Origin of the sequence: Streptococcus oralis (assembly GCF_023611505.1) — a bacterium.
GTDB lineage: Bacteria > Bacillota > Bacilli > Lactobacillales > Streptococcaceae > Streptococcus > Streptococcus oralis_CT.
This window is the reverse complement of record NZ_CP097843.1, coordinates 887,049-912,636: the sequence shown is the minus strand read 5'-3', so window position 1 is coordinate 912,636 and position 25,588 is coordinate 887,049. Positions and strand designations below refer to the sequence as shown.

The 25,588-nt window shown below is 40.7% G+C and carries 26 protein-coding genes and 1 pseudogene; 2 read left to right on the top strand and 25 right to left on the bottom strand.

Annotated elements, in window-relative coordinates:
• Positions 1-2 precede the first annotated feature (2 nt).
• From M9H69_RS04770 to gyrA, 18 genes and pseudogenes are all read right to left on the bottom strand, one after another.
• Positions 3-434, bottom strand: coding sequence for an arginine repressor (locus M9H69_RS04770; protein WP_001034409.1), 432 nt, complete (start codon positions 432-434; stop codon positions 3-5).
• Positions 427-1,242, bottom strand: a complete 816-nt coding sequence (locus M9H69_RS04765; protein WP_250316063.1) for a TlyA family RNA methyltransferase — start codon at positions 1,240-1,242, stop codon at positions 427-429. Before M9H69_RS04765 ends, M9H69_RS04770 begins: the two co-directional genes overlap by 8 nt.
• Positions 1,235-2,110: a polyprenyl synthetase family protein gene (locus M9H69_RS04760; protein ID WP_250316062.1), complete on the bottom strand. Its 876-nt coding sequence runs from the start codon at positions 2,108-2,110 to the stop codon at positions 1,235-1,237. The genes M9H69_RS04765 and M9H69_RS04760 overlap by 8 nt, the downstream gene beginning before the upstream one ends.
• Complete coding sequence (locus M9H69_RS04755; protein WP_000043226.1) at positions 2,107-2,319, bottom strand: exodeoxyribonuclease VII small subunit; 213 nt, start codon at positions 2,317-2,319, stop codon at positions 2,107-2,109. Before M9H69_RS04755 ends, M9H69_RS04760 begins: the two co-directional genes overlap by 4 nt.
• The gene (xseA, locus tag M9H69_RS04750; RefSeq protein WP_250316061.1) at positions 2,297-3,637 is read right to left on the bottom strand and encodes an exodeoxyribonuclease VII large subunit; all 1,341 of its coding nucleotides are present in this window, start codon (positions 3,635-3,637) and stop codon (positions 2,297-2,299) included. Before xseA ends, M9H69_RS04755 begins: the two co-directional genes overlap by 23 nt.
• Before the next feature lie 128 nt (positions 3,638-3,765).
• Positions 3,766-4,404, bottom strand: coding sequence for a uridine kinase (udk, locus tag M9H69_RS04745; protein WP_009730252.1), 639 nt, complete (start codon positions 4,402-4,404; stop codon positions 3,766-3,768).
• Between the two features lie 111 nt (positions 4,405-4,515).
• Complete coding sequence (gene truB, locus M9H69_RS04740) at positions 4,516-5,394, bottom strand: tRNA pseudouridine(55) synthase TruB (RefSeq protein ID WP_250316060.1); 879 nt, start codon at positions 5,392-5,394, stop codon at positions 4,516-4,518.
• 28 nt (positions 5,395-5,422) lie between these two features.
• Positions 5,423-6,670, bottom strand: a complete 1,248-nt coding sequence (locus tag M9H69_RS04735; protein ID WP_250316059.1) for a glutamyl-tRNA amidotransferase — start codon at positions 6,668-6,670, stop codon at positions 5,423-5,425.
• Between the two features lie 25 nt (positions 6,671-6,695).
• On the bottom strand, positions 6,696-7,970 hold the full coding sequence (locus M9H69_RS04730; protein WP_250316058.1) for a DUF2130 domain-containing protein: 1,275 nt from the start codon (positions 7,968-7,970) through the stop codon (positions 6,696-6,698).
• Between the two features lie 94 nt (positions 7,971-8,064).
• Entirely contained in the window at positions 8,065-9,345 is a 1,281-nt protein-coding gene (locus tag M9H69_RS04725) for an O-acetylhomoserine aminocarboxypropyltransferase/cysteine synthase family protein (protein WP_250316057.1), read from the bottom strand.
• A 149-nt stretch (positions 9,346-9,494) separates the two neighbouring features.
• Positions 9,495-10,292 carry a formate/nitrite transporter family protein gene (locus M9H69_RS04720; RefSeq protein WP_000254787.1) on the bottom strand — a complete coding sequence of 266 codons (798 nt, stop codon included), beginning with the start codon at positions 10,290-10,292 and terminating at the stop codon, positions 9,495-9,497.
• Between the two features lie 124 nt (positions 10,293-10,416).
• Entirely contained in the window at positions 10,417-10,764 is a 348-nt protein-coding gene (locus M9H69_RS04715; protein WP_001008345.1) for a hypothetical protein, read from the bottom strand.
• 122 nt (positions 10,765-10,886) lie between these two features.
• Positions 10,887-11,228 (bottom strand): annotated as a pseudogene (locus M9H69_RS04710) (hypothetical protein).
• 118 nt (positions 11,229-11,346) lie between these two features.
• Positions 11,347-11,469 (bottom strand): hypothetical protein, encoded by a 123-nt coding sequence (locus M9H69_RS10365; protein WP_284453901.1) that lies wholly within the window; start codon positions 11,467-11,469, stop codon positions 11,347-11,349.
• A 123-nt stretch (positions 11,470-11,592) separates the two neighbouring features.
• Complete coding sequence (locus M9H69_RS04705; RefSeq protein ID WP_250316056.1) at positions 11,593-12,222, bottom strand: hypothetical protein; 630 nt, start codon at positions 12,220-12,222, stop codon at positions 11,593-11,595.
• Between the two features lie 26 nt (positions 12,223-12,248).
• Positions 12,249-12,665 (bottom strand): hypothetical protein, encoded by a 417-nt coding sequence (locus M9H69_RS04700; RefSeq protein ID WP_000464449.1) that lies wholly within the window; start codon positions 12,663-12,665, stop codon positions 12,249-12,251.
• 73 nt (positions 12,666-12,738) lie between these two features.
• On the bottom strand, positions 12,739-13,485 hold the full coding sequence (locus M9H69_RS04695; protein ID WP_000018513.1) for a class A sortase: 747 nt from the start codon (positions 13,483-13,485) through the stop codon (positions 12,739-12,741).
• A complete protein-coding gene (gene gyrA / locus M9H69_RS04690; protein ID WP_250316055.1) occupies positions 13,485-15,953 on the bottom strand; it encodes a DNA gyrase subunit A in 2,469 nt (822 codons plus the stop codon). The genes M9H69_RS04695 and gyrA overlap by 1 nt, the downstream gene beginning before the upstream one ends.
• A 195-nt stretch (positions 15,954-16,148) precedes the next feature.
• Here gyrA and M9H69_RS04685 point away from each other — a divergent pair, with 195 nt between their 5' ends.
• The gene (locus M9H69_RS04685; RefSeq protein WP_000204722.1) at positions 16,149-17,135 is read left to right on the top strand and encodes an L-lactate dehydrogenase; all 987 of its coding nucleotides are present in this window, start codon (positions 16,149-16,151) and stop codon (positions 17,133-17,135) included.
• A gap of 275 nt (positions 17,136-17,410) precedes the next feature.
• On the opposite strand, the gene M9H69_RS04680 is transcribed toward M9H69_RS04685, so the two are convergent.
• Both M9H69_RS04680 and M9H69_RS04675 read right to left on the bottom strand, forming a co-directional pair.
• Entirely contained in the window at positions 17,411-17,686 is a 276-nt protein-coding gene (locus M9H69_RS04680; protein WP_001284630.1) for an HU family DNA-binding protein, read from the bottom strand.
• A gap of 106 nt (positions 17,687-17,792) precedes the next feature.
• Positions 17,793-18,629, bottom strand: coding sequence for a DegV family protein (locus M9H69_RS04675; RefSeq protein WP_000195447.1), 837 nt, complete (start codon positions 18,627-18,629; stop codon positions 17,793-17,795).
• Between the two features lie 143 nt (positions 18,630-18,772).
• On the opposite strand from M9H69_RS04675, the gene M9H69_RS04670 reads away from it, so the two are divergent.
• The gene (locus M9H69_RS04670; RefSeq protein WP_007522135.1) at positions 18,773-19,621 is read left to right on the top strand and encodes a YitT family protein; all 849 of its coding nucleotides are present in this window, start codon (positions 18,773-18,775) and stop codon (positions 19,619-19,621) included.
• Between the two features lie 22 nt (positions 19,622-19,643).
• Here M9H69_RS04670 and M9H69_RS04665 read toward each other — a convergent pair whose 3' ends face one another.
• The 5 genes from M9H69_RS04665 to sufD form a co-directional block, all read right to left on the bottom strand.
• Positions 19,644-21,041: an APC family permease gene (locus tag M9H69_RS04665; RefSeq protein WP_250316054.1), complete on the bottom strand. Its 1,398-nt coding sequence runs from the start codon at positions 21,039-21,041 to the stop codon at positions 19,644-19,646.
• Positions 21,042-21,167: 126 nt separating this feature from the next.
• Positions 21,168-22,580 (bottom strand): Fe-S cluster assembly protein SufB, encoded by a 1,413-nt coding sequence (gene sufB, locus M9H69_RS04660; protein WP_000797062.1) that lies wholly within the window; start codon positions 22,578-22,580, stop codon positions 21,168-21,170.
• Between the two features lie 57 nt (positions 22,581-22,637).
• Positions 22,638-23,078 carry a Fe-S cluster assembly sulfur transfer protein SufU gene (gene sufU / locus M9H69_RS04655; RefSeq protein ID WP_250316053.1) on the bottom strand — a complete coding sequence of 147 codons (441 nt, stop codon included), beginning with the start codon at positions 23,076-23,078 and terminating at the stop codon, positions 22,638-22,640.
• Positions 23,065-24,291 (bottom strand): cysteine desulfurase, encoded by a 1,227-nt coding sequence (locus M9H69_RS04650; protein ID WP_250316052.1) that lies wholly within the window; start codon positions 24,289-24,291, stop codon positions 23,065-23,067. The genes sufU and M9H69_RS04650 overlap by 14 nt, the downstream gene beginning before the upstream one ends.
• 10 nt (positions 24,292-24,301) lie before the next feature.
• The gene (sufD, locus tag M9H69_RS04645) at positions 24,302-25,564 is read right to left on the bottom strand and encodes a Fe-S cluster assembly protein SufD (RefSeq protein WP_084911645.1); all 1,263 of its coding nucleotides are present in this window, start codon (positions 25,562-25,564) and stop codon (positions 24,302-24,304) included.
• Positions 25,565-25,588: the final 24 nt, after the last annotated feature.

Genomic DNA, 25,588 nt, shown 5'->3' with positions numbered 1-25,588 from the left:
ACCTACCATTTTTTGACTTGTTCAACAATTTCTTCAGCTGCCTCTGCTGTTCTAGCTACAATTAAGATAGAATCATCATCAGCTAGACAGCTAAAAATCTGTTCAGAGAATGCTTCAACCAACTGACTCTTCACAAAAATAGTATTTCCAGGAATGACAGAAAGGTTGATCATATTTCCCATTAACTCAGAACTCACAATATTGTCCTCAGCCAACTGCAAACTCTTAACAATTGATTTTGGCAATTCATAGATATAAGTGTTGTTTTTCAAAGGAATTTTAACAATACCAAGCTCCTTGATGTCCCTTGAGACAGTGGCTTGAGTAGCAGAAATACCTGCTTCCCTCAAGTACTCAACAATTTCTTCCTGAGTCCCAATCTGATAATCCGTAACAAATCTTCTAATTTTTTCAAGTCTCTCTTTTTTATTCATCTTTAAATTCTCTATGTGCTCTCTCTACAACTTTTTCTATTTCGGGGGCAACTTGATTGCTTGCTCCCTCTTCCTTTTTTAAATATGCCAAAAATTCGATGTTTCCATGTCCTCCTTGGATTGGTGAATAGTCTAATCCAAGCACTGAAAAACCTTGTTCAACTGCCATAGCAGTGACAGATTCAAGGACAGTTTGATGAACCTTGGCATCGCGAATGATTCCATTTTTCCCGATTTGCTCACGACCTGCTTCAAACTGAGGTTTGACAAGTGCTACCACCTGCCCTTGATCTGCTAAGACACGGTGCAAGGCGGGCAAAATCAGACTGAGGGAAATGAAACTCACATCAATACTGGCAAAACTTGGTTCCTGCTCAAAGTCAGTCTCTTCAGCATAACGAAAATTAAACTGCTCCATGCTGACAACCCGTGGGTCTTGGCGTAATTTCCAAGCCAACTGATTGGTGCCAACATCGACTGCAAAGACCAGCTCAGCACCGTTTTGCAACATGACATCAGTAAATCCTCCAGTGGAGGCTCCAATATCAATCGTTGTCTCCCCTTCCACTGACAAACCAAAGGCCTGCAAGGCTTTTTCTAATTTTAAGCCACCACGGCTGACATACTTGAGTTTTTCACCTTTGAGTTTTAGCTCAGTGTCATCTGGGATTTTCTCTCCTGGTTTGTCAAAACGCTCCCCATTGAGGACAGCTACAACCAGACCTGCCATGACGCCGCGCTTGGCCTGTTCTCGCGTTTCAAACAAGCCCTGTTTATAAGCTAGTACATCCACTCTTTCCTTAGCCATTGATTCTCAAACTTTCTACTACTTCCACAATCGGCTCTGTTTCAAAGCTGACTCGTTGGGAAATTTCATCTAATTTTACCTTGGCTTGATCAAGGGTTTGGTTACAAAAGGCAATTGCCTCCTCCAAGCCCAACAAGGCTGGATAGGTTGACTTTTCTGCCTGTAGGTCCTTTTGTGGAGTCTTGCCGATTTCCTCAAAACTAGCGGTCACATCTAACACATCATCTCGAACTTGAAAGGCCAGCCCAATCAATTCCCCAACAGTTTTCAGTTTTGCTTGGATTTCTGGTGCTAATTCAGCTATGATAGCAGCTGCTTGGAAAGGATAGGCTAGTAACTTACCTGTTTTATTAGCATGAATGGTCTGAAGTTCTTCCAAAGACAAGTGCTGGTGTTCGCCTTCCATATCTAAAACCTGCCCTGCAACCATGCCCAGACTTCCTGAAGCAAGGGATAAGTTGGCAATCAAGTCCACCTTGATCTGACTTGGCAAATCTGCCTGCGCTATCAAGGCATAGGGATCTAGGAACAAAGCATCGCCTGCCAAAATTGCCATCGCTTCGCCAAATTTCTTATGATTGGTCAAACGCCCTCGACGAAAATCATCATCATCCATGGCAGGAAGATCATCGTGAATCAAGCTCCCTGTATGAATCATTTCCAAGGCCGCAGCCACTTGGGCATGAGCTGGTCTAATAGCGACTTGCAAGGCTTCCAGAACTTCTAACAAGAGAAAAGGTCGAATACGCTTGCCACCAGCATGAATGGAATAGAGAACAGACTCTCGCAAACTAGAGGCAAACTGCTGGTCTCCATAAAAATCTTCCAAAGCCGACTCAACAAGAGCTAATTTTTCTTGCTTCTTCATTCAAAATCACTTTCTGTTCCATCTTCTTGCATGACCTTGACCAAGGTCTTTTCAGCCTTGTCTAGCGTCGCTTGGAGCTCTTTTGACAAGACCATGCCCTTTTGAAAGGCAGCAATTGCATCTTCTAGAGCGATTTCACCATTTTCCAAACTTTGGACAATGGTTTCCAGTTCTGCTAGATTTTCCTCAAATTTCTTTTGTTTTGACATCTTTAACCTCTAATTCTACTTGACCATCTCGCATCAAAAGCGTTACTTGATCTTTTTTCTTCAAACTCTCAACCGAATCGACTACGGACTCTTCTTTTTTGACAATAGCATATCCACGCGCGACAATTCGGCTAGTATCCAACATCAGCAAAGCTTCCGAAAGTCGCTTGACCTCAGCAACCTTGGTATCATAAACTAACGCCATTTGGCTACGGAGGAGCTTGTCCAACTGAGCAAGCCGGTCCTGATAGCGTTGGATTTTGGTAACAGGTGATAATTGCACCAATTGGTGCGTCCTTGCTTGTACTAGCTGTTTGCTATCAGAAATCCGTGTTCCCAAACTTTGTTTTAATCGCAGTTGCAGCTGATCTAACCGTTGCAAATAGCCATCATACAAGCGCTCTGGTTGTCTAAAAATCACAGACTGGCTGCATTTTTTCAGAGCTTCTTTTTTTTTTGACAGGACATTCTGAACTGCTATTGCCATCCGCTTTTCCTGATTTTGCAAATGGGTTAACACATCCAACTTAGTCACAGGCGTTGCCAGTTCAGCTGCAGCTGTTGGGGTCGCCGCTCTGCGATCCGCTACAAAATCTGCCAAGGTCACATCCGTCTCATGCCCCACACTAGAAATGATTGGCAAGCGAGATTCAAAAATAGCCCGTACCACAATCTCTTCGTTAAAGGCCCAGAGATCCTCGATGGAACCCCCACCACGACCAATGATGAGAACATCTAGGTCCTCACTTTGATTGGCACGCGCAATATTTCGAGCAATTTCCTCCGCCGCTCCATCACCTTGTACCTTGGTCGGATAGAGAAGGATATCAACACCTGGAAAGCGTCTGCTGACAGTCGTGATGATATCTCGAATAACAGCTCCACTGCGACTGGTTACCACACCGATTCTCTTAGCAAACTGGGGAAGAGATTGCTTGAATCTCTCTTGAAACAGACCTTCTTCTGTCAGTTTCTTCTTGAGTTGTTCAAACTGAATCGCAAGCGCCCCAATCCCATCAGGCTCAGCTTTTTCAATGATGATAGAGTAGCTCCCACTGGGTTCATAAACCTGCACACGCCCAATCACATTGACCTTCATTCCCTCTTCGAGGTCGAAACCTAATTTCTGATAAATCCCAGACCAGATGGTCGCTTGAATAACTGCATGGTCATCTTTTAGGGAGAAATATTGGTGAGTAGGTCGTTTACGAAAGTTGGAAACTTGACCAGTTAAATAGACCCGTTCCAAGTAAGGGTCTTTATCGAATTTCATTTTCAGATACTTGGTCAAAGTTGTTACCGATAAATACTTTTCCATCTCCACCTACTATTCATTTTCTTGCTTTTCCATGGGTATTATTATACCAAAAATATGATTAAAAATCTCCTTTTGCATACCGAAACGAAAGGAAAAATAGAAAAAGGAGGCCAAGCCTCCTCGTCTGATTATTTGCTGTTTCGAGCTTCTTCCAAAATCTTTGCAATCTTGGTCGTCAAAAGGTCGATTGCCACTGTATTACTGACCCCTTCAGGAATGACGATATCCGCATACCGCTTGGTCGGCTCGATAAACTGGTGGTACATGGGTTTGACCACGCCCAAATACTGCTCAATAACGCTGTCTAGACTACGGCCACGCTCCTCCATATCACGCTTGATACGACGAATAATGCGCACATCATCATCTGTATCCACAAAAATCTTGATATCCATCAAATCGCGCAGGCGCTTGTCCTCCAAGACCAGAATCCCCTCAACGATAAAGACATCCTGAGGCTCCTGACGATAGGTCTTGCTACTCCGCGTATGCTCTGTATAGTCATAAGTCGGGATGTCCACCGGACGTCCTGCCAACAATTCCTTAATCTGCTCGATCATCAAATCTGTATCAAAGGCAAATGGATGGTCGTAGTTAGTTTTGACACGCTCTTCAAAGGTCAAGTGAGACTGATCCTTGTAGTATGAATCATGCTCAATCATGGAAATCTTTTCATCAGGAAAGTGCGATAAAATGGCTCTTGAAACACTGGTTTTTCCTCCACCAGAACCACCTGTCACTCCGATAATGATTGGTCTATTTTGCATGCTATCCTCCGTTTTTTTATCCGTGGTCTATTCTATCACATTTTTTGCAAAATTTATAGTCTGATTTGGATAGTCTAGGAGAAACAAATCTATCCCAACACTCCAGTTTGACTAGCCAAAAACCTTTCTTGGTTTGTAGAAATTGTCCCTTTTTTCTAGAATAGCTAGCAATTTGTCTCCTTCAAAGGCAGCCAATTCTTGGTCTGTTTGGTCTAACTCGATAAAACGACCAAAACGTACTTCTGTAGCCTCTTCTGGACTTAGGAAAACTTTGACAAGGTCCCCTGTTCCAATCTCTAGAGGATGGAGAAAGTCCAGTTGACCAGCCTCCACTTTTTCAGCAATTTCGTCCAAGGTAAGAGCATCTTCCAGTTGTAAACCTGCAGCACTGGTTCGAGTCAGATGCGACATATGAGCCGCATAACCAAGGTTCTCTCCCAAGTCAACTGATAAGGTACGGATATAAGTCCCCTTGCTACATTTTACACGAAAAGTGAATCGTGCAAGATGAGCATCATAAGAAATCGGACTCGTTCTTTCAAAACTATAGATTGTTACCTGGCGTTCTGGACGCTCCACTTCCTGACCTGCACGCGCATACTCATAGAGCTTGCGACCATTGACCTTGACAGCCGAGTACATAGGCGGAATCTGAGTAATAGGCCCAGTCAGACTGGCAATCGCTTCATCGACAAGCTTTTCATCCAAGGGTGACAAAACAGGGGTTTCTGCGACCACTTCTCCACTAGCATCCTCGGTCGTCGTTGAATAGCCCAGAGTAATCTCTCCCTCGTAGACCTTGCCCTCATCCTGCATAAATTCGACCATGCGGGTCGCCTTGCCAACCGCAATGGGCAAAACACCCACCACATCTGGATCCAAGGTCCCACCATGACCAATTTTCTTGGTTCCCAAAATCTTACGCAGCTTAAAAACCGCATCATGCGAAGTCATCCCCGCTTCTTTTTTTAAGTTGATAATACCGTTCATGTGTTGCTTTCTAATTTCCCTTTCACTTCTATTCCTCATTGTTTAAATCAATTTTTTTAATATCATATAAATCCTCAGAGTAAAATAGTTTACCCGACTCAATTGGTAAAATAAATTCAAAATTATCATCATTTTCAAGCCGCTTATACTTTCCATTAACAACCGAAAAGGAGTCAGCATTTATGTTGTAATACCCATCTGGAAGGCTTGAAAAATCAATATCTCCTAGTTCCAATAGGTTGCTTTTGCTAAGTGTTAAATGCAAGCAAAGAGCTCCCTCCTTCATAAAGTCTTTAACAGAAAGAGTCGCATATCCTCTAAAAGCTTGTTTTTCTTTACTGAATGAATCTTGATTCTGAAGAGCCTTTTCTTTTATTAAAGGAGTTATCCTATATGAATTTGATATTTTAAAACCAGGGCTAGCTAACGGCTGTTCTTTATCATCAATAACTACTAAATCATATCCTTTCTTTTGTATTGCACTTTCTACAGCAGATGTAAAATCATTCAGAACTGTCTGCGCTTCTTGGCTTGATACAGAAAGCTTCAAGAATTCTTTAAAACCATAATTCTCATTAATGAAACTGACCTGTGTTAATTTTTGACGAATGTACTTAGCACCTACTTGGATCGTTATCCCATTATCCGATACTTCAAAAATACTAATATCTGAAACGTTACTATCTATTTCTACGCTTTTAAGAGCAACATCATAATTCATTCCCCTAGAAGAATAAAACTCTTTTAACTGTTGAACTTTAGCATTATTTCTAAAGTGGGTTTGAATTGTACTTCCTATAAGTGGAGAAAAAATCCCAATCAAAAATAGAATAAGTAACTTGCGACTTATTTTTGGATTGTAGTCTTCCTTTTGATAAATCCAATCTAAATATGGAAATAGAAATAATGAAAAAATGAAACTCCAAAGGTCAATATCTTTTATAAAGTCAAAGGAAACGATCATTTTAAATCTTAGCAAAAATATCAGAAAAATTGCTAAAAAAATATTTCCAACCAATAGGAATGCAATGATGCGTTTCGATTCATTTTTTGCTTTTCGCACATAAGATATACCCACCAGAAGATTAGCCAAAAAACTAATTCCATAACCGAATATAGTTGGAATAAATCCAAAAATAGCAAATAATAAACTATATCTTGAGTCAGTATCACCTACGCCTTCAATATTTAAAAGACCATATAGGAGATTAAGAAAAAATACAACTAATGGTAAATAAGCAATATAAATTTCCGAGAATTTCAAAGATTTTTTCATAGGAACCCCTGTTTTTCAGGTAATCTCACTCCCCCTTCAGCGCTTCAAACTTAGCTTTCATAGTTGGGTTTTTTCGGGTCAATTTTTTAACCGAAACATCTTCCAATTTGTTATTAGCGAGGCGAAGTTGGTTTTCCGATGTAGTAAGGAACTTCTTGACCTCTTCCATCCGTTTGATAGCCTTATCGATTTCATCTATAGCTTTACCAAAGTTAGTCGAAGCTGAGTTGTAGTTCTTAGCAAAGGCCTGTTTAAAGGCATCCAAGTCTTCCTCAAAATGGGTAATGTCGATATTTTGCTCACGGACAAGTGCTAACTCCTGCTTGTATTTTAGAGAATTAAGAGCCGCATTTCGTAAGAGCCCAATCAACTGGATAAAGAATTGAGGACGAACCACATACATCTTTTCATACTCGTGGCTGACATCGACAATCCCTGTGTTAAAGTAGTCGTTATCTGCTTCTAACATGGTCACCAAAACGGCATACTCACAGTTCTTTTCATGACGGTCCTTGTCCAATTCCTTGTAAAAATCTGCATTCTTATGCTTTTTCTCTGTTCCGTCGGCTTCATTTTTCATCTCAAACATGATGGAAATAAATTCTAGCCCATTTTCATCAAAGTCACGGAAGATAAAGTCGCCTTTAGACCCACGCGCAGAAACCTTGTTATCCTTCTCAAAGTAAGCATTTGGAAAGGCAAAACTACGAACCTTGTTAAACTCACTCTCTGCATACTGTTCCAAACTTTCCCCGATAGCTTTTGTGGATTGTTGGGCTTTGAAATTCTTGTAAAATTCTACTTGTTCACTAGCAGCCTTGAGCTGGGCTTCGTAATTTTGCTTGAGGGAAGCTAGAGATAACTCATTTTCCTTTTCTTGCAATAGGAGCTGGTTTTTGACCTGATCGCGCTCTTTTTCTAAGTCAGAAAGAGTTTTCTGTAGCTGATTTTCATGCTCTAAACGCAAGGTAGCCAATTGGTTTTCCAAGGTCTGTACTTCCTTATCCTTAGCCAATAAAGCCTCATGACTTGTCTGTTCAACTTCTTTCTTAGCTAACTCTTTCTCTGTATCAAAGTTTTGGATTTGACTCTGTAATTGCGCAATTTCTTGGTCTTTTTGAGCTAGTTTAGACTGTTGCTCATTCATGGCCTTTTGCTCAGCTAAGGCCAGCTCCTGCTTCATGCGATCGTGTAATTCCTTATCAAACTCAGCTGTTCTCACTTGGGATAAAAGTTCGGCATACTGGCTCTCATTTACTGTAAAGACTTCCCCACAGTTGGGACATTTGATTTCGTTCATAACTTTCCTCTTTCTAGACTTCTGTAACCATTATATCATGCTTGAGGGAAAATCAAAAACAGCGAGTCGAAACCCACTGTTTATATCTGTTACTTTAAATTTTTTCCAAGGCCAAACGCAAATCTTCAATCAAATCCTCTACATTTTCAAGACCGATAGACAAGCGGATTTGGTTTGGTGTGACACCTGCTGCTTCTAGATCTTTTTCTGACAACTGACCGTGAGTGGTTGTCGCGGGATGGACAACAAGAGATTTGGCATCTGCTACGTTTGCAAGGTCAGAGAAGATTTCCAAATTATCAATCACCTTGCGAGCCTCTGTCTCTCCACCTTTAACATGGAAGGTAAAGATTGAACCAACACCTTTTGGCAAATATTTCTCAGCCAAGGCATGATATGGACTGTCAGCTAGTTTTGGATAGTTGACTTTTTCTACCTTAGGATGATTTACAAGGAAATCAACAATTTTCTCTGCATTTTGCACGTGACGTTCAACACGAAGAGAGAGAGTTTCAAGCCCTTGGAGCAGGAGAAAGGCATTAAACGGTGATAAGGCAGCACCTGTATCACGAAGCAATTGAACACGAACAGCGATAATAAAGGCTGCTGCACCCACATCACGAGTATAGCTCAAGTTGTGGTAACTTGGGTCTTCCTCAACAAATTGAGGGAACTTCCTTGAAGCCTCCCAGTCAAAACGACCACTATCGACAATCACTCCACCAATAGTCGTACCATGCCCACCGATAAACTTAGTTGCTGAGTGAATGGCAATATCTACACCGTGAGAGAAGACGTTAATCAAATATGGTGTAGCAAAAGTGTTGTCTGAAACGAGAGGAATCTGGTGTTTATGCGCAATTTCAGCCAATTTTTCCAAGTCAGGAATGTTAATCAAGGGATTCCCCAAGGTTTCAATCAAGACAAGCTTGGTATTGTCATTGATAGCTGCTTCTACTTCTTCCAAATTATCCACATCCACAAAGGTTGTTGTGATTCCATAACGAGGAAGGGTTTCTTTCAAGAGGTTGAAGGTCCCACCGTAAATAGTTGATGCAGCCACCACATGATCACCTGCGTGAGCAAGCGCCAAAATAGTGTAGGTTACAGCAGCCATACCTGATGCTGTCGCTAGTGCTCCAACACCACCTTCAAGAGCAGCGATTCTTTCTTCAAATGCCGCTGTTGTAGGGTTGGTAATACGAGTATAAATATTCCCTGGTTTTCTCAAGGCAAATAAATCAGCACCTTCCTGCGTGTCATCAAAAACAAAGGATGTTGTTTGATAAATCGGTACTGCACGAGACTTAGTTGCTGGATCAACTACTTGCCCAGCATGTAATTGTAGAGTTTCAAATTTAAAATCACGAGTCATAAGACGACCTCCAAATAGCTTCATTACGGATATTGTACCATCTTGGGCTAGTCTTTTCCAATACCGTTTTTCTATATTTTGATATAAGGAACAACTATGACTAGTCTTACTTCTCAAACAAAAAAGCACGATTAATTCGTGCCCGATTTTTAATCGACATAAGTATCTTCGTTTTTGTTGAGGAAGGCGTAAGGCAAGCCCATCAAGAGACCTCCTCCGATAAAGTTCCCGACAAAGGTTACACCCCAGTGACGAAGAATATTAGGTATGTCAAAGTTAGCAATTGAATCAGCTGCAACACTGAACTTAACAATCGCAAAAGAAGCAAAGTTCGCAGCAATGTGTTCGTTTGTTAAGAATACAAACATGTAAATCGCTGATAAGACAAGCCAAAGTTTGGCTCCACCGTCTTTCACCAAAACGAATGAAAGAATGGCAATGTTTACAAAGATATTGGCTAAAATACCTTCAAGTAGGACTAACTCATTGGAACGACCTAACTTCATCTCTACAACCCCTGAAATGAAGCTATCATGTGTTAGATTTGCATAGGCTGCTGAGTGGGCAAAGCCCCAACCTGCTATCAAAGCTCCGATGAGGTTGAACAAGGTACAGTATAGTAAAATCTCAGCTGTTTTTCTCCATGAGATTTTTTTCAAGAAACTACCAGCTGTCAAAAACATCATATTTGAAGTTACTAGCTCAGCATTCAAGAAAACAATGTAGGCCAATCCCCAAGCAAAAACAAATGGGAAGAGGAAGCGACCACTGCCTGGTGCGATCTTATTAATCAAGTCAGCCCCAACTGCACCCGCAGCCGTACTAAATGTTAAAAAGGCACCTGCAAACATGGAGCGAATCGCATACTTAAACTTACTTTGGCTATAAAGACTTTCTTTCTTCTTGCAAGCAAATTCAATCTTTGAGATAAATTCTGAAGAGACCATAAAAAACTCCTAAAACTTTTATTTGTGAATATTATAACATAAAGTACGCATTTTGAAAAGCCTTTCTTGTATACGTTTTCTACAAAGAAAATCAATGCATTGGGGAATTCCATAAATCTCTCCTTTACCCATTAACAGAAAAACATTCCAATGTTTCAAATTGATCATCCAAAAATTCAAACTCAAATAGGTGCCAGTCATCGAAGGTTTGCTCACAATAACTAACTGTTCCTTGATTGTAGTCAATGATAGGTTTCCCCAGCTTGTTCTTCACATCTTCCTCGCTGACTTCTCCATACATTTCCTTAAGATCAGCTAGCATGAAGTTGATAATTCTATTGAGATTTTCCTGATAATTTTTTGATAACAGTTCAACTTTATCTATAAAGTCACAATCAGGCTCTTCGTCCCAAACAAAGGTCACTCCCTCATGCTCATAAGTGTATTGCTGTAAACTCTTATCGAAATTCATTGTTCACTCTCCAAATCATTATCATTTACTAAAAATTTATTAACATTAATCAAAATGTTCAAATGATTTCATAAAAATGTCTTCCACACACGCGTACGATAAAATAACAACACTTGCAATGATTAGAAGATATCATCATAATGTTCACTCGCTTGTTTCACAAACTCGGAAATATTCAAAGATATGGGTTTCATTTCCAGTGAACCTAATGCCCCCAAATCATTCATATAAATAGTGTCGTCAGAATCTTTCTTTATAAAAAAAGCGACATCCCCATCTTGCCCAATCAGGAAAAAATCAGGTTCCCACTCTTCTATTTGGTAGGTGGAGTTTCTCTCTAGCAAATCTAGCCTCGAGTATAAGGTGATACCTGTATTCTCTATTACGAAGCCTCCTTACTTTTCAACTTTGGACAAAAATACTTTGTATAAGTTGGGAAATACTAAATTAATCTGATGATGCATTGACAGCTCCTATTCTATTTTTCCGGCTGTAAAAGTCCTATACCTCATCTTCACCTAGTTCTCTAAAATGTGAAATATGATATCCAAAATAACACTTCCCCCGATTTCCTGTGAAGATTCAGTGTCCAGCCATATTGGCAATTTCTCCCAAGTATATCATAGGAAGATCCTTGTCAAATGGAAAACTACTTGTTGTGTCCTCTTTGAGCATAACTAAAGTTTTTTCTCTTAACTCACTCATCACATACCTCTCTTAATTCAAGCTTTCTTCAGTTTCTTAGGATTAATCTTTCAACCTACCGACCTGCTTCCTTTCATATGGTAAAACTAACATTTGAGTTGATTTATCATCTTAGAAACATCCTCAATCAATATAGTTCTTGATTTCATCTCTCGTCATCCCTACAAGCTCTGTCGTCCACATTCCCACAATGTCCGACAAGACTGAATCACAGGTATATTCTTCTTCACCGTCTATATACTTACAGGAAAAGACAGGCTTCCTTGTCGCTGCTTGATAAAATGCCATGGCTACTTTTTCTAGTTTTTGGGGATTGAAATCAAGTGATAGTTTTTGAGCCATATTTCCTCGTATCTGATCCCAATCTTCCTGCTTAATCTGATAGCTTTCTCGTATTTTAGACACATAACCTTTACAAAATGCTTTCAATAAGTCTGTATTCTGATAAAGATACTGACAGCTAAAATCCGAAATACAACCTGCGTGAAGTAGGAATGTCAGTAAGTCATCCAGACTTTCTGCTACTCTTCCCACTTGGCCCTCACTTCCGATAAAGCCTATGCTGTTATCTTCGAGAAAAACATATTCTCCCCCACTACCGTCTTGAGCAAAAGCCTTACAGGCAAGAGAGTACTCCTCATTGTTCCCTGAAAACTGGACTTCACTTATCTTGTCATAAAAATAAATATCACATTCAGTCATCAGTAAGGTCCTTAACTGTTCATTTTCTCTGACTTCTTGTGGCTTATCCATGATCATTCCTTTCTTAAACTAAACACTTATCCATCTATTACAATTCTAATATGGTAGTTTTTAGTTTCATTCTTTAGATTCTTCACAAGGAGATCATTCTGTTTTGATTTGCCACAGAAAAATGATAGAGTCTTTCTGTTTTTCTGTTCAATAAACACATGATACCTTGCCCCATTCAATTTGACACTTCGAATATATTTGACTTCAATCCTTTTGATGTTATTCAGCGGAATGATTCGCTTCACAAATACGAAAGCATTGTGAATATAAAGTCTCCCATTGGCAATGTGAAATGGGGCAAAAAAATTACCACCACTACGACGGACAATTATAAAACGTCGCCAAAAGATTAGTAAAAGAATAGAGGTTAATAAGTAAAAGGCAAAACTAAAGACAGGACTTTCCCACATCATTTTCATTCCAATCCAAAAATATTCGAACATGTATTATTCTCCTTTGACCGACGGTTCTATTTGACAAAAACCAGTGAAAAATACAATTCACTGGTTTTTGAGGTTAATAACGTTGTCTATACGGTTGATTAAAGGCCTTCAAAATATCCTCAGAAGTCTCTGAATAAGCTTTTGATTCTTTAAAAATCCCCTTAACAATTATACGCTCAGTCGCATTATAATCAACACAGGTAACCAAAGTAATCTCCTTTACGCCATCACGATCTTCGATTTCATCTACTCGGTCCGGAGTAACGTGTTTAACTTCCGTAATCTCATAAGTATAAACCTTATCCTTATCGGTCAGGTAAATTTTCATACCCGCTTTAGCGTTAACTAAAGGTGAGAAGAGCATTTGACTGGCATTTTCAGCAGTAAAGATATGGTGACTCGCTAGAGAATAGTTGCCCTCTCCCATTTTTTGGTCTGGTTTCATGGTTCCTGCTCCATAGAACAAGTTTACATTATCCAACCCTTTGAAAATTGGCAAGTTAATCTCCACTTCGGGAATAGCAATTCCTCCAATAACAGGAAGCTTCTGAGCGTCCCACTGAGCGGCTAGAACTGCTTCAGATGAGATAGATTTAACCGAATCAAAATCAAAATTTCCTTCTGTTTTGAGATTTTCATCTATATTTTCTTTAGTAACCTGATTGACTTGGTATTTATTGGTGTTCCACACCATAAAGAGATCTCGAATCTTTGAATTAAAAATCAAAGCTAAGGATAAAAGAATTAAGAAAACCGCTAAAATATTGAGAAATAGATTCCTACGCTTATTCTTCTTACTTTTCGTTTTTTTATGAGACATTATGCTTTACCTTCTGTTTCGTTTTCAGTCCCAACTTCTTCTTTTTCTACCGCATCAACCGTTGTAAAGGTCACAATCTTGGCATCCTGGTCTAGACGCATCACCTTAACTCCCATAGTTGAGCGTCCTGTTTGTGAAATATTGGCAACGTTTGTTCGAATCATGACACCTGTATCCGTGATAATCATCAGGTCTTCATCTCCTTTAATAGTGAGGAGACCTGCAAGAGGGCCATTCTTCTCAGCAACATTGGCTGTCTTCATCCCTTTACCACCACGACCTTTTGTTGGATATTCAGTTGCAAGAGTACGTTTCCCATATCCTTTTTCAGTGATGATAAGGACCTCGTCCTGGTCAGTGATGACACTAGCACCAACTACAGTGTCTCCATCACGGAGGTTAACACCTCGGACACCTGTCGCGATACGGCTCATACCACGAACGGCTGATTGATTAAAGCGAACGGCATAACCAAACTTAGTACCAATGATGATATCTGTATCTTCTTCTGTCAGCAAGACATTAATCAGTTCATCTTCATCCTTGAGATTCAAGGCTTTAAGTCCATTTTGACGGATATTAGCAAATTCTTTAACACTGGTTCGTTTCACGATACCGTGACGGGTTGTGAAGAAGAGATAGGCGTCATCACTACGTTCAGATTTAACATTAATGATGGTTTGTATGCTCTCCCCTTCATCCAGCTTCAAAAGATTGACAACCGGCAATCCCTTGGCTGTGCGACCGTATTCAGGAATTTCATAACCTTTTAGTCGGTATACACGACCTTTATTGGTAAAGAAGAGCAAATGATCATGGGTGCTGGTTGAAACCAACTCACGCACAAAGTCATCATCCTTAACTCCCGTACCTTGGACTCCGCGACCACCACGTTTTTGAGCAGTGAATTCACCTTGGTCCAAACGTTTGATGTAGCCCTTGTTAGAGAGAGTAATCAAGACATCCGTCTCTTCAATCAAATCTTCATCTTCAAGAGTTAAGACTTCTCCGACCATTAACTCGGTACGACGCTTGTCACCAAATTTACGTTTTACTTCGTCCAATTCATCTTTTATGATTTGTGCCACACGTTCTGGTTTAGCAAGAATATCGGCCAAGTCTGCAATCAAGGCAATCAATTCATCATATTCAGACTGAATCTTATCGCGTTCCAATCCTGTCAAACGACGAAGACGCATATCAAGGATAGCTTGGCTTTGACGCTCTGAAAGCTTAAACTTGCTCATCAACTCAGCTTGCGCTTCCGCATCGGTTTCGCTGGCACGAATGATACGGATTACTTCGTCGATATGGTCAAGTGCAATTAAAAGCCCTTCTAAAATGTGCGCACGCGCTTCCGCTTTTTCCTTGTCAAAACGGGTACGACGAACAACTACTTCCTTTTGGTGCTTGATATAAGCGTCCAAAATTTGACGAAGGGACAAGATTTTTGGCACGCCATTTTGAATCGCCAACATGTTGAAACCAAAGTTGGTTTGCATCTGGGTCATCTTGAAGAGGTTGTTAAGGATAACGTTGGCAGACGCGTCGCGTTTAACCTCGATTACAAAGCGAACGCCTTCACGGTTGGACTCATCACGTACGGCTGTAATGCCCTCAAGGCGTTTTTCCTGAACCAAGCGAACAATATGTTCATGCACCTTGGTTTTATTGACCATATAAGGAAATTCTGTTACCACGATGCGCTCACGACCCGTCTTAGTGGTTTCAATCTCTGTACGAGAACGAAGGACAATGGAACCTTTACCAGTCTCATATGCCTTATGAATTCCTGATTTCCCCATGACAAGGGCTCCAGTTGGAAAATCTGGACCGGGTAAAACTTCCATCAAATCCCTAGTAGTTACTTCAGGATTGTCCATGACCAACTTCACCGCATCAATGGTTTCACCCAAGTTGTGAGGTGGGATATTAGTTGCCATCCCAACAGCGATACCAGTTGCCCCATTTACCAAAAGGTTTGGAAAACGTGCAGGCAAGACTAAAGGCTCCCGCTCATTGCCATCATAGTTGTCAGCAAAATCAACTGTGTTTTTATTGATATCACGAAGCATTTCCAGAGCAATCTTGCTCATACGAGCCTCGGTATAACGCTGGGCAGCCGCACCGTCACCATCCATAGAACCAAAGTTTCCATGTCCATCGACAAGCATGTAACGGTAGCTCCACCACTGAGCCATACGAACCATGGCTTCATAAATAGATGAATCTCCGTGTGGGTGGTATTTACCCATAACATCCCCTGTAATACGGGCTGATTTTTTATGAGGTTTGTCTGGTGTAACACCTAGTTCATTCATTCCGTAAAGAATACGGCGGTGAACCGGCTTCAAGCCATCTCGAACATCAGGAAGAGCCCGCGCAACGATAACACTCATGGCGTAATCGATAAAACTGGTCTTCATCTCCTTTGTCAGATTGACATTCACTAAATTTCTATCCTGCATTAATAAATGCCTCATTTCACTATTAGTAATTAGATATATTATACCATAATTTGTCCTTCATTTCAGTCTTTGAAAACCACTAAAACGTTTACATCGATAACCGAATAGAATATTCGTGACAAAGCTTTTTAAAAGTGATAGAATGAAAGTGTCTGGGGATTCCCCTAAAAAAAAAATGAAGGAGATGTTTAGATAATGACTTCAACTAAACAACACAAAAAAGTGATCCTTGTTGGTGACGGTGCCGTAGGTTCATCTTACGCTTTCGCACTTGTTAACCAAGGAATTGCACAAGAGCTTGGAATTATCGAAATTCCACAATTGCACGAAAAAGCTGTTGGTGATGCGCTTGACCTTAGCCACGCCCTTGCCTTCACTTCACCTAAAAAAATCTACGCTGCTCAATACTCTGACTGTGCAGACGCTGACCTTGTTGTTATCACTGCAGGTGCTCCTCAAAAACCAGGTGAAACTCGCCTTGACCTTGTAGGTAAAAACTTGGCTATCAACAAATCAATCGTAACACAAGTTGTTGAATCAGGTTTCGATGGTATCTTCCTTGTTGCAGCTAACCCAGTTGACGTTTTGACTTACTCAACTTGGAAATTCTCTGGATTCCCTAAAGAACGTGTTATCGGTTCAGGTACTTCACTTGACTCAGCACGTTTCCGTCAAGCACTTGCTGAAAAATTGGATGTTGATGCTCGTTCCGTTCACGCCTACATCATGGGTGAACACGGAGATTCTGAATTTGCGGTTTGGTCACATGCAAATATCGCTGGTGTAAACCTTGAAGAATTCCTTAAAGATACTCAAAACGTTCAAGAAGCTGAATTGATTGAATTGTTCGAAGGTGTTCGTGACGCTGCTTACACAATCATTAACAAAAAAGGAGCTACCTACTACGGTATCGCAGTAGCACTTGCTCGTATCACAAAAGCAATCCTTGATGACGAAAATGCAGTACTTCCACTTTCAGTCTTCCAAGAAGGTCAATACGGTGTTAAAAACGTCTTTATCGGTCAACCAGCTGTTGTTGGTGCACACGGTATCGTTCGTCCAGTAAACATCCCATTGAACGATGCTGAAACTCAAAAAATGCAAGCATCTGCCAAAGAATTGCAAGCTATCATTGATGAAGCATGGAAAAACCCTGAATTCCAAGCAGCTTCTAAAAACTAATGAAAAGAAGGTTCTCAAATATGGGAACCTTTTTTCTTTTGCTGTAAAGGCTTAAACCCTATTTTTCAAGAGACTACTTATCTCAGAAGTTATATATTATATCAAATACTCGATTGAAAAAATACCTAAATTTATATATAACTAAAGAAATGAAATCAACAGTGGTAGCTATCACGAAAAAGTATTCGTCTTTGCCCCCAAAATGCCCCAAAGCAACAAAAAAAGCCTATTGACCAAGCTAGAAAGCTTGATACAATAGGCTTTTTCTAAATTCATTATTTAACAGCGTCTTTAAGAGCTTTACCAGCTTTGAATGCTGGAACTTTAGAAGCTGCGATTTCGATTTCTTTACCAGTTTGTGGGTTGCGACCTTTACGTGCAGCACGTTCACGAACTTCAAAGTTACCAAAACCAATCAATTGAACTTTTTCACCAGCTGCAAGGTATTCAGTTACTGCTGCAAATACAGCATCAACTGCTGCTGCTGAATCTTTCTTAGTTAAGTCTGTAGCTTCTGCCACTTTAGCGATCAAATCTTGTTTGTTTGCCATGTTAACAAATCCTCCAAATAATTTCTGATTAACAAATATAATCATATCCTAAAATTGCCCATAGGTCAAGTCAAAAACACCATTTCAAACATTTTTCTCTATTTTTTTAGGAATTATAGCGGATTAGAATTGCCCAAGCATTCTCTCCAGTATGAGTTTGAATAATAGAGCCAGTTTCCAGTACAGAGATTGGTTTCTCAACATAGGCTTGCAATAAACTCTTCATCTCATTTGCCCATTCATTCGTTCCAGCATAGGAAATTCCAATTTCTGCAACTGATTTATGAGTAAGGGCCACCGTTAACTCTTCAAGCCATTTTTTGAAAGTTTTCGCACCACGCCCTTTGACGATTGGTTGGAGTTCGTGGTTTTTCATCTGCATCACTACACGAATATTTAATAGTGAGCTTAATAGTCCCGTCACACGTCCAATACGCCCACCTTTCACTAGGTTTTCTAGAGTCGAAACACCGATATAAAGCTCTGTGTGATTCTTCACTTCTTCTATATGTGCTAGAATAGTTTCTAAATCTTTACCCTCTTTAGCAAGTTTTGCAGCTTCAACAACTTGAAACTTCATAGCCTGATCTGTGAAGGAACTATCAATAACAGTCACATCAGAACTTGAGAGACTTGCGCCTTGGCGAGCAGCTTCAACCGTTCCAGACAAGGCATGAGACATATGAATAGCAACAACCTGACTGCCATCTTTTCCCAGCTCTTCAAAGACTTCAGCAAACACTCCTACTGGAGGTTGACTCGTTTTAGGGAGATTCTTGCTTTGTTGCATGAGATGAAGGAATTCCCCCTCTTTTAGATCAGCATCTGAGTAGAGTACGCCATCAATCATAACTGATAAGGGGACAATAGTGATATTTAATTCTTTAACTACTTCTGGTTCGATAGTAACAGAAGAGTCCGTTACAATTTTTACTTGTGTCATAAGTTCAATCTTTCTATTCTTCTCAATAGGATTGGGATTTTTCACTCTTATTATATCAAAAAAATGATAAAAAATCATAAGTAATCCAATTAAAAAAACTGAATTTTTGGTATAATCTATCTATAGAAAAGCGAGGAACAGCTATGATTCGAAAAGTTCAACCGATTATTACGATTATATTTGGAGCAGCTATCTATGCCTTTGGTCTCACCTACTTTGTTGTTCCTTATCATCTATTTGAGGGAGGGGCGACAGGTATCACCTTGATTACCTACTATCTTTTTAAAATCCCTGTCTCATTGATGAATCTCTTGATTAATATCCCTTTATTTATCCTGGCTTGGAAAATATTTGGACCTAAGACCCTCTACTCCAGTCTTTTAGGATCTATTTCACTTTCCGTTTGGCTAGCAATTTTTGAGCGTATTCCTTTGCACATCGACTTGCAAGGGGATCTCATCATTGTCGCTTTGGTCTCAGGAGTCTTACTGGGGGTTGGTTTAGGAATTATCTTTAATGCTGGTGGAACCACTGGTGGTTCTGATATCGTTGCCCGTATCCTCAACAAATACACCAATATTTCGATTGGGAAATTGCTCTTTGGGATTGACTTTTTTATCCTAATGTTGATTTTGATTATCTTCCAGGATCTTCGTCTAGTTACCTATACCCTCTTGTTTGACTTTATCATCGCTCGCGTTATTGACCTTATTGGCGAAGGGGGTTACGCTGGCAAAGGATTTATCATCATTACTCAATATCCTGACCAACTGGCTGATAAGATTAATGAGGAGCTTGGCCGTGGCGTTACCTTTATATCTGGTCAAGGATACTACAGCAAAAGGGATTTAAAAATTATCTACTGTATCGTCGGTCGAAACGAAATCGTAAAAATGAAAGATATGATTCACAAAATCGACCCTCAAGCCTTTATAACCATCACTGAGGCTCATGAAATTCTGGGTGAAGGATTTACTTATGTGAAAGATTAAAAAAGCTGGGAATTCCCAGCTTTTATTTTTCTTCTGTGAGGGTTGAATGATGATAACCATAAGTAAAGTAGATGACTAGACCAACTACAAGAGCAATGCCAAAGGCAATCCAGGTATCTAGACTATATTGAAGCATAAAGGAAACACAGATAAGGATGGAAAGGATTGGCAAAAGTGGCACCAAGGGAGTTTTAAACTCTCCCTCTTTTGGCATCCCCTTATCCTTTCTGAGTTTTATTATCCCGTAGGCTAGCAAAATGAGATAAGCTAGCGTACAGATATTTAAAAAGGCAGCAATACTGGCTAGAGGAAACACTCCGGCAGCAAGGGCTGAAACAACTCCTGTTAAGAGGGTCGCATTTTTAGGAACGCGACTGGTCTTGCTTAGTTGTTTGAAACTTTGTGGTAAAAGTCCATCACGTGCTAAGCTATATATCATTCGAGACAAAGCATAAGTCATGGAAATACATACCGTTATCAGGGTTAGAATGGCTACAAGCGAAACATAGTTAGCTGCCCAACCGATACCAATACTCCGTAATGAAAATGCTACTGCATCGTCCACATTGAGCTTACTGTAGTGAACAATCCCTGTCAATACTAAGGTTACCAAGGCATAGAGAATGGTGACGATTGTCAGAGAAAGTACAATTCCACGAGGAATATTTTTTTGTGGGCTTTGGATTTCATCAACTGCCATGGAAATAGACTCAAATCCGAGAAACCCAAAAAACATCAACGATGCACCTGCCATAATCCCAGTGCTTCCTCCATAAATCTGGCCAAAGCCAAAAGGAGCAAAATTCGACCAATTTTCAGGTTTGATGTACCAAATACCAACTAGGATAAATAAGGCTAGAGCAGAGAATTTCAAGATTACTAGAAGCGAATTAAAGCGTAAGGCTGCCTTGGAATTTAATAAAACCAATCCTGTTACCAAGGTCAGCACTAAAATAGGTAAAAGATCGATATAGGTACCTTGTTCAGGGTTGAAGGTGCCATTCAAGGTTTGGGGCATGGAGATACCATAATCACTGAGTAAGCCCTTAAAATAAGCCGCCCAGCCAGACGCCACACCAGATACGGCAGTCATGAATTCCATGATGGTCAACCAGCCAGCAATCCAGGCTGGCAATTCTCCCAAAATCGCATAGAGATAACTATAAGCACCCCCAGTTGCGGGTACACGAGAGGCAAATTCTGCAAAAAAGAGAGCTGATAAAGAAACACATAAGGCAGAAATCACAATGGAAATCACTAGTGAGGGACCAGCTAGAGTAGCCGCTGCTGTCCCTGTAATGGTGAAAATCCCCGTCCCTACCATAGCACCGATTCCCAATAGAATCAAATCCCACAATTTCAAATGGCGACGCATCTCTGTCTGTCTCAGACTAACATCCTTGGTTCTAAAAATATTCATACTCCATCTCCACTAAATGTAATTGTTTTATTTTACCATATAAAAGCATTTTTGTGAATATTTATTAGGTTCTTTTTTGAAAAAAATTCTGAACAGAAAGGATTCCTGTTCAGATTTTGCATATTCTTATCCGACTGAACCTTCCATTTCATAGCTAATCAAGCGGTTCAGCTCAACTGCGTATTCCATTGGAAGTTCTTTTGTGAAGGGCTCTACAAATCCCATGACAATCATCTCGGTTGCCTCAGATTCTGACAAACCACGGCTCATGAGGTAATAGAGTTGTTCTTCTGAAATCTTAGATACCTTGGCTTCGTGTTCCAAAGCAACTTGCGAGTTGTGAATTTCATTAAATGGAATAGTATCTGACGCTGATAAATCATCCATGATAATGGTATCACACTCAATGTGAGAAACAGATTTCTTAGAGTTCTTGTTGAAGGTTACTTGTCCACGGTAGTCCACCTTTCCTCCACCTTTAGCGATGGATTTAGACACGATAGACGAGCTTGTATGTGGAGCGTTGTGGATCATCTTGGCACCCGTATCTTGGTGTTGCCCTGCATTAGCAAAGGCGATGGAGAGCATGGTTCCACGCGCACCTTCTCCATCTAGGTAAACAGATGGGTATTTCATGGTTGTTTTGGCACCTAAGTTTCCATCAATCCATTCAACAGTCGCATCTTTCAAGGCTTTGGCACGTTTTGTTACCAAGTTATAAACATTATCAGACCAGTTTTGGATAGTTGTATAACGCATATAAGCTCCGTCCAAAGCAAAAATTTCTACAATGGCAGCGTGCAAGCTATTGCTTGAATATGTTGGTGCTGTACATCCTTCTACGTAGTGGACGCTTGCTCCCTCATCAACGATAATCAAGGTACGTTCGAACTGACCTGTATTTTCGTTGTTGATACGGAAGTAAGTTTGAAGCGGAATATCTACCTTGACCCCTTTTGGTACGTAGATAAAGGTTCCACCAGACCACACTGCCGAGTTGAGGGCTGCCAACTTGTTATCAGTCGGCGGTACCAACTTCGCAAAGTACTGTTTAAACAAGTCTGGGTATTCTTTGAGGGCAGAATCTGTATCTGTAAAGATAATGCCCAACTTCTCGAATTCTTCTTTCATGTTATGGTAAACCACTTCAGACTCGTACTGAGCAGAGGCTCCTGCTAGATAAGCACGTTCAGCTTCTGGAATACCGATACGTTCAAAGGTTTCTTTGATCTTTTCAGGTACATCATCCCAAGAACGGGCAGGTTTATCAGATGGTTTTTGGTAATAGATCAAGTCATCAAAGTCAATCTCTGACAAGTCCGCTCCCCAAGTTTGCATGGGCATTTTCTTGAAGGTTTCATAAGACTTCAAACGGAATTCCAACATCCACTCTGGCTCACCCTTGGCAGCAGATAATTCACGAATAACACCTTCGTTGAGTCCTTTTCCTGTCGATAGGACAGGCTCTACATCATCATGGAAACCAAATTTATATTCACCAAGATCAATTGGTTTTGGTTCTACTCTTTCTTCAGCCATAATATCCTTTCTTTCATTCTTCATTTTTACTGATTTATAAGACAAAAGAAACTTGCCTTACTGTTTTTCTTGATTTTCAATTGTTTTCTTAAGTGCATTCCAAGCTAGAGTTGCACACTTAATCCGTTGCGGGAATTTGGCAATACCTGATAAGAATGCCGCGTCTCCAAGTTGGTCTTGACGGTCATCCTTTTGACCTTGAACCATTTCAGAAAAGATGGTTGCAAGTTCTAGAATTTCTTGCTTGGTCTTCCCTAAAACTGCATCTGTCATCATGCTAGCAGAGGCAGTTGAAATCGTGCATCCTGAATTTAGAAAAGCAATATCTTCCAAACGGTCCTCTGCGTCAAACTTGACAGAGAGGTTGATGACATCCCCACAGGTTGGATTATTGAGACTGATTTGCTCAGCATCATCCAACTTCCCTTGGTGATGGGGATTTTTCGAATGGTCCGCTACCACTGCCATATAAAGGCTATCTAGTTTAGAAAGTGCCATTGAAAAACTCCTTTGTCTTTTGTAAGGCATCGACCAACTTGTCGCAATCTGCCTTGGTGTTGTAGATATAAAAACTTGCACGAGCTGTTGCTGGAACTTCCAAATACTGAAGCAAGGGTTGCGCACAGTGGTGACCTGCACGAACAGCCACTCCTTCATAATCCAGAGCCGTCGCAAGGTCGTGAGGATGAAGCTCCCCTAAGTTAAAGGCAATGACACCTGAACGTTGAGCCAAGTCCTGAGAACCATAAATGGTCAAACCTTCAATGGCCTGTAGTTTTGGAAAGACGTACGCGATCAATTCTTGTTCATGAGCTTCAATCGCATCCATACCAAGATTTTCAAGATAATCCACTGCAGCAGCAAGTCCGATAGCCCCTGCCATATTTGGCGTTCCAGCCTCAAATTTCCAAGGCAATTCCTTCCAGCTAGCAGATTGCTCGTAGACGAAATCAATCATCTCACCACCAAATTCAAGGGGTGACATTTGTTCTAAATACTTCTCTTTTCCGTACAGAACACCGATACCTGTCGGGCCAGCCATCTTGTGACCCGAAAAGGCAAAGAAGTCCACATCCAAGTCCTGGACATCAATCTTCATATGAGGCGTAGATTGAGCACCATCCACCACCATGATAGCTCCAACTTGGTGGGCTAATTGGGTGATTTCTTTGATAGGATTGACCACACCAAGAACATTTGAAGCATGAGCTAGGGAGACAAATTTAACCTTATCAGTCAATTTAGCTCGCAAGTCATCCATATCCAAGGCACCGTCCTTGAGATAAACATAGACAAGCTCTGCTCCAGTCTTACGGCAGGCTTCCTGCCAAGGAATAATATTAGAATGGTGTTCCATGATAGAAATCAAGACCTGGTCTCCCTCAGTCAAAATTTCCTCAGCAAAGCGTGCCACCCAGTTAAGACTGGTTGTCGTTCCTCTGGTAAAGAGAACTTCCTTTGTAGAGCCTGCATTGATAAACTTACGAATGGTTTCACGAGCAGCTTCATAAGAAGCTGTTGCTCGCTCAGCCAAGGTATGAACACCACGGTGAACGTTGGCATTGTCTTTCTCATAGTAGCGGTTAATCGTTTCAAGAACTGCTAGTGGTTTTTGTGTCGTCGCAGCATTGTCCAGATAGACCAGAGGTTCATCGTTGACAATCTGGTCCAAAATTGGAAAATCCTTGCGAATCGCTTCTACATCTAACATAGGCTTCCCCTTAGCGTTTTGACAATTTTTCTTCGATAGTTGCAATCATTTCGTCACGAACTTCCTTGACTGGAATCTCTACGATTACAGATCCAAGGAAACCGCGGACAACCAAACGTTCTGCAGTTGCTTTATCCAAGCCACGGCTCATGAGATAGTACATGTCTTCTGGATCCACCTGACCGATAGAGGCCGCGTGTCCTGCAGTAACGTCATTTTCGTCAATCAAAAGAATTGGGTTAGCATCTGAACGAGCCTGGTCTGAAAGCATGAGAACACGGCTTTCTTGTTGCGCATCCGCTCCCTTAGCGCCCTTGATGATGTGACCGATACCATTGAAGGTCAAAGTTGCTTTTTCAAGGATAACCCCATGTTGGAGGATATTTCCGATAGAATTGCATCCGTAGTTAGTCACTCGCGTATCAATCCCTTGTACCTGACGACCACTTGAAAGAGCTACGGCTTTAAGGTCAGCATGGCTACCATTCCCAATCAAGTCGCTATCAAAGTCAGCAACAACATTTCCTTCGTTCATGACACCGATTGCCCAGTCAATGCTTGCATCGTTGCCTAGTTTACCACGACGGCTAATGTAGGCAGTGACATTTTCACCTAGACGGTCAATGGCAGCAAACTTCACTTGCGCACCAGAACGAGCAATCACTTCAACTGTGATATTGGCAGTTGCTTTTGCACTGCCTCCACCTCGTGACTCTAGACGTTCAAGATAGCTTATTTTAGAGTTTTTACCAGCAATGATAAGGATATGCTTGTTAAATGGCACGTCGCTGTCGCTGTCTTGGTAGAAAATCCCTTCGATTGGCTCTTTAATCTCAACATTATCAGGGATGTAGAGAACAGCACCACTGTTAAAGTAAGCTGTATGGTAGGCCGCCAACTTGTCGTCATCATACTTAACAGATGACATGAAGAATTCCTCAATAAGCTCTGGAATTTCTTCTAAAGCTGAATGGAAGTCTGTGAAGATAACACCCTGTTCAGCCAATTCAACTGGTGTTTGTTCAAAAACAGTTTGCGTTCCAACTTGTACCAATTTCAAGTGATTATCTAGTGCAGTGAAATCTGGAACATTTGCTGAAGGCTCACTTTCTATGATGGTTCCATCCCCCAGATTCCAACGGTGAAATTTGACACGCTCAATGACTGGTAATTCCAAACTTTCAATCTTATCAAAAGCTTTTTGACGGAGGTCTGACAACCAGCTTGGTTCAGCGTGCGTTTCTGAAAAAAGTTTAATAGTTTCTTTAGTCATTTACTTCTCCTAAAAGATACGAGG